A 14,186-nucleotide genomic window follows, 5' to 3' on the forward strand; every position below is an offset into this window, starting at 1 on the left:
GAGGCCTCAGGCCAGCCCTTCGGGATCGTGCAGGATGCGCCCGCCGCAGATCGTCAGCGCAATGCCAAGATCGGCGATCCCGGCCGGGTCGGTCGCCTCGATATTGCCGCCCAAAAGCACGAGATCGGCGGCAAGGCCCGCCCGCAGGGTGCCGGTGACATGGTCGCGATGCGCGGCCCAGGCCCCGCCCGCCGTATAGGCATGCAGCGTTTCCATCAGCGAGAGGCGCTCATCGCGCGCGCCCTCATAGGGCTGGCGCGTCAGCGCGGCAGAGATCCCGCGCAGCACCGAGACATCGGCCACCGGCCAGTCGCTGGAAAAGGCAATCGGCGCGCCCGCCTCGGCCAGAGAGCGCCATTGATAGGCATCCGGCCAGCGCGCCGCGCCAATCCGCGACATCGTCGGTTGCAGCGGAAAGTCCATCGCGCCCGGCGCATGGGGCGGCTGGAGGCTCGCGGTGATGCCGAGCGCGCCAAGCCGGGGGCGGTCGGCGGGGTCAATCAGCTCGATATGTTCAATCCGGTGGCGACTGTCGCGCGCGCCATTGGCGGCGCGGGCGGCGTCGTAGCCGTCGATCACCACGCGCACCGCGCCGTCGCCGATGGCATGGACCGCGATCTGCAAACCGCGCCGGTCGATCTCGGTCGCGAGCGCGTTGAAGCGCTCCGCCGGGAACAGAGGCTCCGAGCGGTGGCCGGGCGCGTCGGGATAGTCGTGCAGCAGATAGGCGGTGCCGCTGTCGATCACCCCGTCCATGAAGAGCTTCACGAAGCCCGAGCTGATCCAGTCATCATCGTAATCCGCAGCCATCGCCGAGGCGCGTTCGAGCGCCTCGAGCGCCATATGCGGCTTGAAATGGAAGGGCACTTTCACGCGCAGCGGCAGCCTGTCCTCTGCCTGCATTTCTGCAAGCAGATCAAGCGTATAGCGGTTTCCGTCCATATTGACGAGGCTGGTCACGCCATGGGCCGCGCAATGCATCATCCCCTTGGCGAGCAGCGCCTTATCGGCGGCACGCTCGGGCGCGGTGGGCCGGGGCTCGGGCTCTTCGCCGGTCGCGATGCCGAGATTGATCCGCCCCTCGCCCGCCACGGCGATCAGCGGCCCGAAGGCCTCGAATTCGCGCAGCTCGCCGGTCGCGAGCCCGTCTTCGCCCATCACCACCTCATGGCCATGCGGCATCACCGCGCCATGCAAGAGGCCCGCCGCCTGAAGCGCGGCGGTATTGGCCCAGACCGTGTGCAGATCGGGCGACATCATCGCAATCGGGCGATCGGCGATCATCGCGTCCAGATCGTGCCGCGTCGCGGGATGGCCCAGGATCGCATAATGCGCCTCTTGCGCCATCAGGACGGGCATCTCGGGGTTCTCGGCGGCGAAGGCGCGAAAGGCCGCGCCCACGGCCTCGGGCCCATGGAGATGCCCGATATGGAGATGGGTCAGATCGGCCCCGCCCAGCCCGACATGGAGATGACCCTCGAAAAAGCCGGGCAACAGCGTGCGGCCCTGCGCCGCGATGATCCGCGTCTCGGGGCCTGCGAAAGCCGCGATCTCGGCGGCGGTGCCGACCGCGAGGATCTTGCCCGCCGCCACCGCCACCGCCTCGGCGCGGGGCCGGTCGGGGTCCATGGTCAGGACGCGGGCATGGGTCAGGATCAGATCGGCGGTGGTCATCTGGGCATCCTTTGGAAAGCACCCGGCGCGCGGGCACCGGACGGATATCGGGGCGGGGTCGCTTACTTCAGCTTGATCGCGAAATGCTTGCGCACCGGCGCTTCGATGGTCCACGTGCCCTTGAACGTCGGCTCGACCACGAAAGCGTCGCCGGGGTTCAGCGTCACGGGCGCGCCCTCATCGGGGGTGATGGTGATGCGGCCCTCGATCAGATGGACGAATTCGTAGAACTGATATTCGGCGCGCCAGGTCCCGGTCGTCGCCTCCCAGGTGCCCGAGATCATGCTGCCATCCGCCGAGGTATGCTGGATCCAGTAGCGCATCGTCGGATTGCCCTCGACCTTGGTCCAGCCGTCGAGGTCGGTGGTGATCGGCTCTGGGCCGGGGGCGGGGAAGCGGAAAACCGTGTCGCTCATCGTGATCCTCATCAGGGGCAGGGTTGATCTGGCTCTTGGTAGGCGGGCCCCGCGCCGCGCGCAAGCGTGACGAGCGCCGCGCTCTGCGATCTTTGAAAGGGCTGGCGCAAGCGCGGCAAATCGTCAAAAACAAGGCGGCGCGCCGGGCGCAGTCAGGAACGGGACAGGACCATGGAGATCCGCAAGGCACAGGCATCGGATGCCGCTCATCTGGTGCGCTTCATCAATATGGCGGCGGATGACCTGCCGTTGCATTTCTGGAAAAAGACCGTCGGCCCCGAGGGCGATCCTTGGGCGCTTGGCCAGGAACGCGCGGCGCGCGAGACCGGGAATTTTTCCTATCACAACGCCTGGCTCGCGCTGAGCGAGGGCGAGATCGGGGCCTGTCTTCTGGGCTATGCCGCCGATGAGGAACCCGAGCCGATCGACCCCGACACGCCGCCGATCTTCGTGCCCCTGCTCGAGCTGGAGGCCTTGGCGCCGGGCTCGTGGTATCTCAATGTTCTCGCGACTTATGAGGCGTTTCGCGGCAAGGGTCTGGGCAGCGCGCTGCTGGCCGAGGCCGAGGTGATCGCAGCCAAGGGCGGTCACAACACGATCAGCCTGATCGCCGCCGACACCCATCAGGACGCGTTGCGGCTTTACACCGCGAAGGGTTATCGCGAGGTCGCCCGCCGTCCCGTCGTCAAAGGCGATTGGGCGGTCGATGCGAATGAATGGATCTTGTTCACGAAGGCGGTCAGCGCCCGCTGATCGCTGCCGATGGGCGAAGAGCGTGCCGCGGCGGGGCGGGATGTGGGGCCTAATCTTCTGCGCCCCCCTGCCGGATTTCGCCTTGCCCCGGCGCGAGGCAATGCGATCCCGCCCGAGATGCAAGCGAAAGCGGGCCGGCCCTGAGCCGGCCAGCCCGCTTTGGCCTCAGGCCTCGTCCAGACCCTGCTCGCAGGCCAGAATCATCTCGGCGGTGAAGTTCACCATCTGCTCTTCCGCCGCCGCCGCATCCTGCGACAGATCGAGCGCATAGGCCGCATCGACAATCGCGGTGATCATCTCGCTCAGATCCTGATCGTCGCTCTGATCGGCGAGCTTACGGGCCTCTGCCGTCGGCACCCCGCTCGCGCGCGCCTCGAACACCGCTGCGGTGATTTCGCCCACGCCTTGACAGGTCGGGTCCAGCTCTGTCTCGGCAAAAGCCGCGCCAGAGCCAGCGAGCAAGAGCGCCGCTGCCGCCGAAAGAATCTTCATCCGCCATCCCTCATTTTTCGTCATACCGCGATGCCGCGGCAGCTCACGAAACCGTCATATAGCAGATAAGAAGCTGAAACCTATTGTTATTTCACGCCCATCAACAAAGGCGCTGGCCGGGACCGCGCCCGTTGTGCGAGCGGCGCGGGGCCACAGTTGCGCGGGCCAGAGCGGGCAACTGCGCCCCGCCTCCAGCCAGCCCATGCCGCGTCAGTAAAACCCGCGCGCCTTCTCCTCCAGCGCCGCGATCATGCTGCGATAGGGCGCGGGGCCAAGGCTGACGCGCCCGACGCCAAGCGCGGCCACCTCGCGCAGCCCCGCCGGATCATCCGGCATCATCACATTGACCGGCAGTGCCAGCGCCGTGCAGATCTCGGCGATCAGCGCGCGGTCGGTCAGACCCGGCACGAAAATGCCATCCGCGCCCGCCTCGGCATAGGCTTTGCCGCGCGCGATCGCCTCATCGCGCAGCGCGGCGGGATCGGCCTCTGGCGCGGCTTTGAGAAAGACATCGGTGCGCGCATTCACAAAGGCCGGAACCCCCAAGGCATCGGCGGCCCGCCGCACCGCGCTGACCCGTGCGACCTGATCCGAGACACTGTGAAGGCCCGTGCCCGCGACGATCTGATCCTCGAAATTCAGCCCGACGACGCCGAGTTCAAGCAGCCTGCGCACATTCTCGCCCACCGCTTGCGGATCTGCGGCATAGCCGCCCTCGAAATCCACCGTGACCGGCAGATCGACGCTGGCGACGATCCGCGCGGCGATCACCAGCGCCTCTTCCAGCGGCAGCGCCTGCCCGTCCTTATAGCCCTGCGCGCCCGCAACCGACCAACTGCCGGTCGCGATCGCCTTGGCGCCTGCCCGGGCAACCGCCGCCGCACTGCCCGCGTCCCAGATGTTGTAAAGGATCACCGGGTCGGAGGGTTTGTGCAGGCTGTGAAACAGCTGCGCCTTGTCGCGATGTGAGCTCATGTCATCGGTCCTTTCTGCGGGTTGGCGAGGTCTCGTTCGATCTTGGCATGCGCGCCCGCTGAAACGGAAGTCGGGCAGATCGAACGACATGACGCGAGTCTAGCCTGAACCGCGCGCCAATGCCGCCGATTTTCGGGCGCCTCTTCTTTTTTTGACGACCGGACGGGGGTGGAGCGGGGATGCGGCTGGTCTGGCGGCGGACCCGGCGACCGCGCCGCCCTAAGGAAATGTTCTGCTCTCCCCGCCGCACACAGGCAACCGGAAGGCGCGGCGGCGCGGACAGAAGGCGCGGCAAAGCCAAACCCGCCGCCACGCCCAAGCGCAAATGAAAGTTACTGCCTGTGCCGCCAAACCCGCCATTATATTCCCTTGATAATTTTATCTTAATTTGCGATGGCGGCAGCAGAGGGGCGCGCGAAGGCCGACCCGTATCTCTCACGCGGATCACAGCTATGGGCGTCACATCGACAGGCGACAGAGCGCAAATCTCACCGATGCTTGACCAAAGCGCGGCGCGCGCCGCGGCCTCGGTCAACCTTTTGTTCCGCTTGCCGCAACCCAGCGCGCTGCTGCCTTGGCTCGGGCGTTGGCTCGGTTGTCCGCGCCGATGACACGCCCACAGCGCATCCTGCAGCCCATCCTTCGGAGGTCACATGGATCCCTATGAAAGCCGCCGCGCGATCAGCCGCTTCCTCTTCGTCAAAGACCCGCCCGAGCCGGTCGATCTGGCCTTTGTCTTCTGCAGCCCGACGATCAGCAGCCTCGCCCCGGCGCTCGCGCTTTACAAATCCGGCCTGACGCCGCGCCTGCTTATCACCGGGGCGGGCACGGCCGAGGACGGCTCGCCCGAATGGGCCTTTTATCGCGCCCACGCGCAGGCCGCGGGCGTGGCCGAGGAGGCGCTGCTGATCGAGCCCACCGCCCGCCACACCGGCGAGAATGCGGCGCTCGGCGCGGCGCTGATCGAAACCACGCTCGGCTGGGCGCAGGTCCGCAGCATGGCGGTCTGCGCCAAGCCCTTCCACATGCGCCGCGCCATCATGACCCTGCGCAAACATATTCCCGCCGAGGTGCGGCTGATCGCCCAGCCGCCCGAGGATCCGCGCGATCTTGCGGCCGAGAGCTGGTGGCAGAGCGCGCAGGGCCGCCAGCGCGTCCTGACCGAGCTGGGCAAGATCAGCGAATATGCGCTGAGGGGAGATCTCGGCGATGTCTGAGCGCGCCAACCTCCATCTCATCGGCATCGGCGGCAGCGGGATGCTGCCTCTGGCGCTGTTGCTGAAAGAGGCGGGCCATCGGGTTACCGGCAGCGACAATCTCTGCCCGCCCGCGCGGCTGGCCGCGCTTGAGGCGCAGGGGATTGTGGCGGTCGCGGGCGCCGATCCGCGCCATATCCTCGCCGCCGATTGCGTGGTGGTCAGCCCCGCCATCCCCGAGACCCATGTCGAGCGCCGCGCCGCACGCCGCGCGGGCCTGGCGGTGAAGACCCGCGCCGAGGCTCTGGCCGAGCTGATCGCCGCGCGCCCGAGCATCTGCGTCGCGAGCAGCCACGGCAAATCGACGACCACGGCCATGCTGATCGAGATCCTGAGCGCGGCTGCCCGCAACGACGCCATGCTGAGGGGCATGGCGCGGACTGATGGGGCGCAGGCTGATGGGGCACAGACCGGCGGACCTCAGACCGGGGCGGCGGAAGGCGCGTTCGGCTATATGCTCGGGGCGTCGTTTCCCGGCTCGGGCAGCAGGCCCGCGCGGCCCTCTGCGCGGTGGGGCGCGCCGGATGCGCCTTTCGTGACCGAGGCCTGTGAGGCTCACGGCGCCTTGCCATTTTGGCGCCCGACCCATGCCATTCTGACCAATCTCGACGACGATCACGCCGATCATTATGGCGGGCTTTCCGGGCTGCGGCAGGCCTTTGCGGGCTTTGTCGCGCGCCTGCCGCCCGAGGGGCAGCTCGTGGCCTGCGGCGATGATCCGCATCTGCGCGAGATCCTGCGCGCGGCGGCGATGACCGGCGGCAGGCGGGCGCTCACCTATGGCTTTGGCGCGGCCAATGCGCTGCGCGCCCGCGAAGATAGGACCGGCCGCACCGACATCTTTCTCTACGGCACCCGGCTCGGCGCCTTGGCGCTGGCGATCCCGGGGCGGCACAATCTTTTGAACGCGCTGGCGGCGCTCGGGATGGCGCTGGGACTTGGCGTGGCCTTTCCGATTGCGGCCAATGCTCTGGCCGGATTTCACGGGATTGCGCGGCGTTTGCAACGCATCCCCGCGCCGAAAGCCCTGCGCCTCTTTGACGATTTCGCCCATCACCCAGCCGAAATCGCGGCCTCGCTTCGGGCGCTGAAGGACGGGGCTTGGCGGGACGGGACGGCCCGCGCCGAGGCTGGGCCATCGCGGCTGATCGCGGTGCTTGAGCCGCAGCTTCACAGCCGCGTCGCCCAGATGGCGCAGCCTTTCGCGCGCGCCTTGGCCGCGGCTGATCAAAGCTATCTTCTGCCGGTCGCAGCCCTTGGCGAAACCGCGCCCCGCCGCGACGGCGCACCGCAGGACGGCGCCACCCAAGACGGCAATACCGCTTTGGCCGAGGCCTGCCGCGCCGAGGGGATCGCCTTTCGGCAGGTCGCCGACCGCGACCAGTTGTTGCGGCATCTGCGCCGCGATTTGCGCCGCGATTTCCGCCCCGGCGACACGCTGATCGTCATGGCCGGGGCGAGCGGCGCGGATCTGGCGCCTTGGCTCGCACGCGCCCTGTCGCGCCCGAGCAAAACCAGCGCCGCACCCGCCCTTTTACTGGGCGCGCGCCGGGCCGCGCCGCCCGATCTGCTGGCGCTGGTGGCCGCCCATGCCGCGCGTGACCCCGCAGCGCCCGCCGTCGAAATGGGCACGCGCCGCCTGAGCTACGGCGATCTGATGAACCGGGTCGCGGATCTTGCGGCGGCGCTGCGGGCTGCGGGCATCCAGCCGGGCGAGAGCCTCGGCGTCTGCCTTGGCCGCTCTGTCGATCGCGTCACCGCCTTTCTGGGCGCACTGCGCCTTGGCGCGGTTTTCGTGCCGCTCGACCCCGCTTTGCCCGAAGAGCGGCTGCGCCTCATGCTGGAAACCGCGGGCGTGCGCCGGGTCGTCGTCAATGCCGCAAGCCCGGCCTTGCCCGAGATGGGCCTTGGCTTCATCAATTGCGGGTTGCTGCCCGAGCGCGCGCCGGGTGCTACCGCGCATCTGCTCCCCATCGAGCCTCACGTCGAGCCCCCCATCGAATCTCCCGCGCAGGCGCTCGCCTATATGATCTTCACCTCGGGCACGACCGGGCGGCCAAAGGCGGTCGAGATCTCGCGCGCGGCTTTGGCCCATTACGCCACCGCCGCCGCGCGCCATTTCGAGATCACCCCGGCGGCGCGGGTCTCGCAGCTTTCTGGCTTCGGCTTTGACGTTTCGCTCGGCGATATGGCGATGGCTTTGGCGGCGGGGGCCACGCTGGTCTATCCGACGGATGTGCTGGCCCTGCCCGGCCCGCCGCTTGGCCGCTTCATCTCCGAGGCGCGGCTGACCCATCTGTCGCTGACCCCCTCGGCGCTGTCGGCCATCCCGCCGATCACAGCGCCCGCGCTCAGCCATGTCATCACCGCAGGCGAGGCCTGCCCGCCTGCTTTGGTCGCGCGTTGGGGCGCGGGTCGCCGCTTCATCAACGCCTATGGCCCGACCGAAGCGACGGTCGAGGCGCTCTTTGCCGATTGCACCCCCGGCGCGCCGATCACCATTGGCCAGCCCATCGACAATATGGGCGCCTGCGTGATGGATGCGACCCTTGCGCCGCTGCCAGCCGGTGCACCGGGCGAGCTGTGTCTTTTCGGCCCGGGCCTTGCCCTCGGCTATCGCGACCAGCCCGAGCTGACCGCCGCGCGTTTCCCGACCGTCGATCTGCCGGGTCTCGGCCCGACCCGGATCTATCGCAGCGGCGACCGCGTGGTCTTGGGGCCGGATGGTCGGGTGGTCTATCTTGGCCGCATCGACAACCAGTTGAAATTCAAGGGATACCGCATCGAGGCGGGCGAGATCGAGGCGGCGCTGTGCGATCTGCCCGGCATCGCCGAGGCCGTGGTCTCGCTCTTCAAGGCGCCGCAGATGCCCGACCGGCTGATCGCCCATCTCGTGGCCGCGCCCGGCGCCCCTGCGCCCGATCCAGCCGATCTGCGCGCGCGGCTGTCGCTGCGACTGCCCGCCTATATGGTGCCCTCAGTCTTCCTGCCGGTGCCTGAAATCGCGCGCAACGCCAATGGCAAGCGCGACCGGGGCGCGCTGCCCGTGCCGCCGCAACTGAGCGAACCGGCCCCCCCGCGCCGCATCGGCACGCGGACCGAGGCGCGGATCATGACGCTGATCGACGCGCTCTTCGGGGCTGGTCTCGTCACCGGCACCCGCGACAGCCTGCACGACATCGGGCTCGATTCCCTTGCCATGGCGAACCTGCTCTTTGCGATCGAGGAGCGTTTCGCGGTTACGCTGGACGCCAGTTTCGAGGCCGGCCTCGACACGGTCGAGATGCTGGCGCTGATGGTCGATGCGCAGGCCAAGGCCGCGCCCGAAGCGGCAGCGCCCGGGCTGGAGGATCGGCTGATCGCCCGGATCATGCCCTATCTCGCCGCTTGGCCCGGCGAGGCTTTCGGCCCGCGCGGGCTGGTGCGCAGCCTGAGCGCCAATCCGATGCGCAAGACGCTTTTCTGGTGCTTTCAAGGCGGGCACGAGCTTGCGCATCTGAGCGCGAGCCTTGGTGAGGCGCTTTCGCTTTACGGTCTGCGCTCGGGCCATCTGGCGATTGACTACAGCGGCGAAAACCTCGCCACACTCGGCCGTATTTACGCCGATGAGATCGCCGCGCTCGCGCCTTCGGGGCCGCTTTACCTTGGCGGGAATTGTCAGGGCGGGCTGGTCATGCGCGAGACCGCGCTCGAGCTTATGCGGCGCGGGCGCGAGATCGCGCTGACCGTGCTGATGGAGCAGGGCCGCTTCCTGCATTACCCGGGCGCGACGCTCTTGCTCTTCGGCGCGCAGAGCTATCTCAACCCCTATGCCCAGCTTGAGGCGCCCGATCAGCTGTTCCGCACCGCCTATCCCGGCGGCCATCAGGTCGAGATCCTGCCCGGCGCGCATGGCCGCTATTTCACGCCGCAGCATGTCGATGCGCTGGCAGCGGTGCTGCAGCGTCAGATCGCGCGGCATCCGGGTCACGCCGAGGTGGACGGGGCTGAGCCGGGTAGCAGCGCGGACTGCGGAACAGTCCAACCCGAGCGCCTGCTTCGTCTGGAGCCAGTCTGACATGGCCCGCCTGTTCCGGCTGGTCGAAACCCTGCGCAAAGCCGCCCGCCAAACCCGACAAGACCCGCGCGTGGCGCTGCAACGCGGGCGGCGCGCGCTCAAGGCCGGGCTTGGCATGGCGCGCGGCATGACCGCTTATCCCGCCGCATGGTTTGGCCTCTTGCGGCCGCGCGACGCTTTGGCTCAAGCCGTCTCGGAACTGCTGATCGTCGGCTTTTACGGCGCGAATGCGCGCTCGGCCTCGGCGCGGCTTCTGGCGCGTCAGGTCGCGCGCGGCCAGCTTGGCGCGGTGTTTTTCGTCACGCAAAATATCGGCACACGCGCGGAATTGCAGGGCCTGCTTGGGCTTTTCCGCGCGAATGGCGCGGCGCCGCTGATCGCGGTCGATCAAGAGGGCGGCGTGGTTCAGCGCATCACCCCGGCGCATGGCGCGGCCCGCCTGCCCGCCGCGCTGACCCTCGCCGCGACCCTGACCCCCGAGGCCGCGCGCGACCTTTATGCCCAAGCCGGTGCCGAGCTGGCCGCGCTTGGCTTTACCGTCAATCTTGGCCCGGTGCTCGATGTCCACGAGCCCGACAATCCCGCGATCGGGCGCCCCAAACGCGCCTATGGCAGCGATCCCGCCGAGATCGCGCGCTTTGCCGAGGCCTTCACGGCGGGTTTTGCCAGCGCGGGCATTCTCTGCGCCGCGAAGCACTTCCCCGGCCAGGGCCGCGCGCGCGACGACAGCCATTATGGGGTCGCCGATATTTCCGCGCGCTGGTCTGAGGCCGAGCTTGCCCCCTATGCCCGGCTGTTCGCCTCGCCCCATCCGCCCGAGATGGTGATGATGGGCCATCTGCGCCATGACGGTCTGGCCCCGGACGGGCGGCCCGCGACGGTCTCGCCCGAGATCGTGACCGGGCTTTTGCGCGAGAAACTGGGCTTTACCGGCGTCATTCTGACCGATGATGTCGATATGGATGCGGTCAGCCATCTGATGAGCCGGGAAGAGGCGGTGGTGCAAGCGCTGGCCGCCGGCAACGACCTGATCATGGTCAAGAACCTCTTTCGTTACGACCCTTTGCTGCCCGAACATGCGGTGCGCTGGGTGCGCCGGGCGATTGCGCGCGGGGTCCTGAGCGAGGCGCAGATCCTCGCCTCGGCCGCTCGGGTGCGCGCGCTGCGGGCGCGGCTGCGGGGCGGTCCCGAAGACCCGCCGCCCGAGCGCGCCCCTGATAACCGGCCCTGAGCGCGCGCCCTGAAAGGCCCCCGCCTCAAGCCCTCACGCGCAGCACGATCTTGCCGAAATGCGCGCCGCTTTGCAGGTGATCAATCGCGGCGCCCGCCTCTGCAAAGGCAAAGCCGCTGTCGATGACCCCTGCCCCAAGATACCCGCCAGAGCCTGACCTTCGATCGCGGGCTGGCGTTCGTGTCCTGGCGCGAACTGAAGCGCGGGCTTGGCGCGCAGGCCTTGCTCTGCGATCCGCAGGGAGGCTGGCAGAAGCCGAGGGTCGCGAACGCCAATCGGAGGATCCGGCGCTGTTTGCCACGCGACACCATCCTCCTGAAGATGCGACCACGTGACCTGACCGAACTTGCTCGCAAAATAAACGCAAGCCCCCGCAACTGCCTCGACTTCCGAACGCCCGCCGAGGTGTTCGGGGAGCAAGTGGCGAGGGGCGCAGCATAGGGATAAGGTCCGCTTTGCGGGACGAAGCGGTCGTTTGCACGTGTGGCGACGTGCGCTTTGTTGCGGGCCTCAACGAGCTGTCACCTCGGGAAGAACCTTGCCGAGCGCTGTTTTGAACTTGCCAGCCTCGGGGTCCCGCATCGCACGAGTCACCCAGCTTTCAAATGAAAGCTTTGAACTGTTTTTTAGATGCTTCGCCCCCAATGCTAGTAGGGCCTTGTTGTCGAAGTTGGCCAACAGAGCGGGCAGGTCGCCTTTAGTAACGGCTTCCTCGATCCTTTCGCGGGCTTCTTTAGCAACGCTCGCGACATCAAGAGCCGCGGTCCGTTCAGCATATATCGTAGCTAAGTCTGCTGAGTTTTCAGCATCCTTCAAATCTATCTTTTTCAGTGTTCTATCAATCCGGCGACGACAGTAGCGCAGCACGACCTCCTCAATTGACCCAGGTCTGCTGACTTCTGATAGCACCTCTAAAGTTAGTGTTTTCAACTTGGCTCGCAGTTCTTCCCCATCATATTTCTCTTCCTGCAAAATTGCGGCGGCAATATCCGGGAGCAAAAACAGGTTCTCAATCTCCGACACAGGCAGCACCGCTACTCCAAGGGAGGAAAGCTGCTTCTTCTCGTCGTCGTTGGGTAATCCTCCCCATGGTTAAGGGGCTGCATAAGTAGAATTTTCTCGTAGCGTGAGCTGAGGAGATTCGAATGAGAAAGAGCCGTTTCACCGAGCCGCAGATCATGGCCGTGCTTCGTCAGGCCGAGAGCGGCGTGGCCGTGCCTGAACTTTGCCGCGAGCATGGGATCAGCACAGCGAGCTTTTACAAATGGCGCTCGAAGTATGGCGGCATGGACGCGTCCATGATGAGCCAGATGAAGACGCTTGAGGACGAGAACCGGCGGTTGAAGCGCATGTTTGCGGACCTGAGCATGCAGGCCGAACTGCTCAAGGAAGCACTAGGAAAAAAATGACACGGCCAGTTCAACGCCGGGAGCTGGCCGAGAAGGCTGTGGCGACGAAGGGGGTCAGCATCGCGCTGGCCTGCCGGGCCTTTGGCGTGAGCGAGACCTGCTTTCGCTACAGCCCGAAGCGCGATGCCGAGAACGAGTTTATCGCGGACCTGTTGGAAGGGCTGACCAAGGTGCACCGGACCTGGGGCTTTGGGCTATGTTTCCTGCACATGCGCAACGTCCAAGGGCATCCTTGGAACCACAAGCGCGTCCATCGGATCTATTGCGAGTTGGAACTGAACCTGCGGATCAAGCCGCGGCGGCGGATCAAGCGTGACAAGCCTGAAGAGCTTAGCGTCCCTGACGCGCCGAACACGGTCTGGTCAATGGACTTCATGGCTGATCGATTGGCCGATGGCCGTCAATTCCGCCTCTTGAACGTGCTGGACGACTTCAACCGTGAGGGCCTCGGCATTGAGGTCGACTTCTCGCTCCCGGCCGAGCGGGTGGTCCGGTCCCTCAATCAGATCATCGAGTGGCGCGGAAAGCCCCTGGCCATCAGGGTAGACAATGGCCCTGAATACATCAGCTCCACGCTGATGATCTGGGCCGAGAAGCAGGGCATTGCCCACAACCACATCCAGCCTGGGAAACCACAGCAGAACGCCTACGTCGAGCGTTACAACAGGACAGTCCGCAATGAATGGCTGGACCTATACATCTTTGAAACCATCGAGGAGGCGCAGGAGATCGCAACCGACTGGCTATGGACTTACAACAATGAGCGCCCCAACATGGGCATCGGCGGCATCACACCCGCCCAGAAACTGAAGATGGCTGCCTGAAGTCTACTTCTGCACCCCGTTAAAACGGGGAGGATTACCCCTCCTAAACGTCGATGACTGACCGGGCTGCGATGCGTATGTCTCCGCCCGCCCGGATCATGCTATGCTGACAGAACGTGTCGCGTTTCGATTTGAAGTCGCATTCCATCTTGCTCGGGGCCGGCTCTCCCTGAATCACGGCTCGGAAGCTGCCGCGGGCGCGATGGACATCTCGCCGCAGATGGTCGCGAAACATGTCGTGCATCTGGAAACCCGGCTGGGCACGGTGCTCCTCAGCCGCACGACGCGGCGCCAAAGCCTGACCGAGATCGGGCGCAGCTCTTACGAACGCTGCAAGCTCATCCTCGCCGAAACCGAAACCGCCGAGACGCTGGCGCGCGAGATGCGCCGCCAGCCGAAGGGGCTCTTGCGGATCTCGGCGCCGGTCACGTTCGGCTCCTCGGCGCTGGTGCCTTTCCTGCTGCGCTATCTCGCGCTTTATCCCGAGGTGCAGGTCGAGCTGGTGCTGTCCGACCGCCGCGTCGATGCGCTTGAGGACGGGTTCGAGGTGATCTTTCGCCTGGGCGAGGTGCGCGCCGCCAGCCTGACCGCCGTGCCCTTGCGGCCTTACCGCATTCTTGCCTGTGCCGCGCCCGCCTATCTGGCGGCGCATGGCCTGCCCGCGCGCGCGGTGGTCTTCATGCCTGTCTGGCCTATGTCTATGGCCAGCCCTCGGCCTTCAGACATTGGCAATTCAGCCGCGACGGCAAGAGCGAAGAGATCCCGGTCAGCGGCCCCTTTCGCAGCAATGACTGGCCTGCGCTTCTCGGGGCCACCCTTGCCGGGCATGGCGTGGTGCTGGGCCCCGAGCATCTGCTGGCCGAGGTGCTGAAGGCGGGGCAGCTCGTGCAGGTCCTGCCCGATTATGCGGGGCAGACCCGACCGCTCCATCTGCTCTCTCTCGCCGGGCGCGCGCCGACGGCGAAGCTGCGCAGCGTCATCAAGGCGACGGTGGCGGAATTCGGCGGCCTACCCGCACGTGAGGCGTGATGCAGCGCATTGCGGCCGGGCAGGCTCCCGGTGCATAGGCAGCGCGACCGCATTCGCCGAAGGACCCCGC

At 66.8% G+C, this 14,186-nt stretch carries 11 protein-coding genes and 2 pseudogenes; 8 read left to right on the top strand and 5 right to left on the bottom strand.

From position 1 onward, the window contains the following. Window positions 1-6: 6 nt before the first annotated feature. Window positions 7-1,674 (bottom strand): amidohydrolase, encoded by a 1,668-nt coding sequence (locus JCM7686_RS19245; RefSeq protein ID WP_020952393.1) that lies wholly within the window; start codon window positions 1,672-1,674, stop codon window positions 7-9. A 62-nt stretch (window positions 1,675-1,736) separates the two neighbouring features. Continuing rightward, window positions 1,737-2,090: a cupin domain-containing protein gene (locus JCM7686_RS19250; RefSeq protein ID WP_020952394.1), complete on the bottom strand. Its 354-nt coding sequence runs from the start codon at window positions 2,088-2,090 to the stop codon at window positions 1,737-1,739. Between the two features lie 171 nt (window positions 2,091-2,261). Here JCM7686_RS19250 and JCM7686_RS19255 point away from each other — a divergent pair, with 171 nt between their 5' ends. Next, a complete protein-coding gene (locus tag JCM7686_RS19255) occupies window positions 2,262-2,843 on the top strand; it encodes a GNAT family N-acetyltransferase (protein ID WP_020952395.1) in 582 nt (193 codons plus the stop codon). 165 nt (window positions 2,844-3,008) lie between these two features. On the opposite strand, the gene JCM7686_RS19260 is transcribed toward JCM7686_RS19255, so the two are convergent. Both JCM7686_RS19260 and JCM7686_RS19265 read right to left on the bottom strand, forming a co-directional pair. Then, entirely contained in the window at window positions 3,009-3,335 is a 327-nt protein-coding gene (locus tag JCM7686_RS19260; protein ID WP_020952396.1) for a hypothetical protein, read from the bottom strand. 210 nt (window positions 3,336-3,545) lie between these two features. Beyond that, window positions 3,546-4,310, bottom strand: a complete 765-nt coding sequence (locus JCM7686_RS19265; protein ID WP_020952397.1) for an isocitrate lyase/PEP mutase family protein — start codon at window positions 4,308-4,310, stop codon at window positions 3,546-3,548. 653 nt (window positions 4,311-4,963) lie between these two features. Between JCM7686_RS19265 and JCM7686_RS19270 the strand changes: the two genes are divergently transcribed. From JCM7686_RS19270 to JCM7686_RS25235, 4 genes and pseudogenes are all read left to right on the top strand, one after another. Continuing rightward, on the top strand, window positions 4,964-5,527 hold the full coding sequence (locus tag JCM7686_RS19270) for a YdcF family protein (protein WP_020952398.1): 564 nt from the start codon (window positions 4,964-4,966) through the stop codon (window positions 5,525-5,527). Beyond that, window positions 5,520-9,623 carry an amino acid adenylation domain-containing protein gene (locus JCM7686_RS19275; RefSeq protein WP_020952399.1) on the top strand — a complete coding sequence of 1,368 codons (4,104 nt, stop codon included), beginning with the start codon at window positions 5,520-5,522 and terminating at the stop codon, window positions 9,621-9,623. Before JCM7686_RS19270 ends, JCM7686_RS19275 begins: the two co-directional genes overlap by 8 nt. Before the next feature lies 1 nt (window position 9,624). Continuing rightward, on the top strand, window positions 9,625-10,854 hold the full coding sequence (locus JCM7686_RS19280; RefSeq protein WP_020952400.1) for a glycoside hydrolase family 3 N-terminal domain-containing protein: 1,230 nt from the start codon (window positions 9,625-9,627) through the stop codon (window positions 10,852-10,854). Window positions 10,855-10,980: 126 nt separating this feature from the next. Next, a pseudogene (locus JCM7686_RS25235) lies at window positions 10,981-11,295 on the top strand (transposase); the annotation flags it as partial. A 69-nt stretch (window positions 11,296-11,364) separates the two neighbouring features. Here JCM7686_RS25235 and JCM7686_RS19285 read toward each other — a convergent pair. Then, on the bottom strand, window positions 11,365-11,877 hold the full coding sequence (locus JCM7686_RS19285; RefSeq protein WP_148292688.1) for a hypothetical protein: 513 nt from the start codon (window positions 11,875-11,877) through the stop codon (window positions 11,365-11,367). A 122-nt stretch (window positions 11,878-11,999) separates the two neighbouring features. Between JCM7686_RS19285 and JCM7686_RS19295 the strand changes: the two genes are divergently transcribed. The 3 genes and pseudogenes from JCM7686_RS19295 to JCM7686_RS25060 all read left to right on the top strand — a co-directional run bounded on the left by JCM7686_RS19295 (window position 12,000) and on the right by JCM7686_RS25060 (window position 14,116). Beyond that, a protein-coding gene (locus JCM7686_RS19295; RefSeq protein ID WP_148292561.1) for an IS3 family transposase occupies window positions 12,000-13,087 on the top strand; the annotation gives its coding sequence in 2 pieces (ribosomal slippage) (window positions 12,000-12,261 and window positions 12,261-13,087; 1,089 coding nt in all). A gap of 220 nt (window positions 13,088-13,307) precedes the next feature. Then, window positions 13,308-13,613, top strand: a pseudogene (locus JCM7686_RS25055) (LysR substrate-binding domain-containing protein); the annotation flags it as partial. Window positions 13,614-13,708: 95 nt separating this feature from the next. After that, the gene (locus JCM7686_RS25060) at window positions 13,709-14,116 is read left to right on the top strand and encodes a LysR substrate-binding domain-containing protein (protein WP_268935174.1); all 408 of its coding nucleotides are present in this window, start codon (window positions 13,709-13,711) and stop codon (window positions 14,114-14,116) included. Window positions 14,117-14,186: the final 70 nt, after the last annotated feature.

The organism is Paracoccus aminophilus JCM 7686 (assembly GCF_000444995.1).
Taxonomy (GTDB): Bacteria; Pseudomonadota; Alphaproteobacteria; order Rhodobacterales; family Rhodobacteraceae; genus Paracoccus; species Paracoccus aminophilus.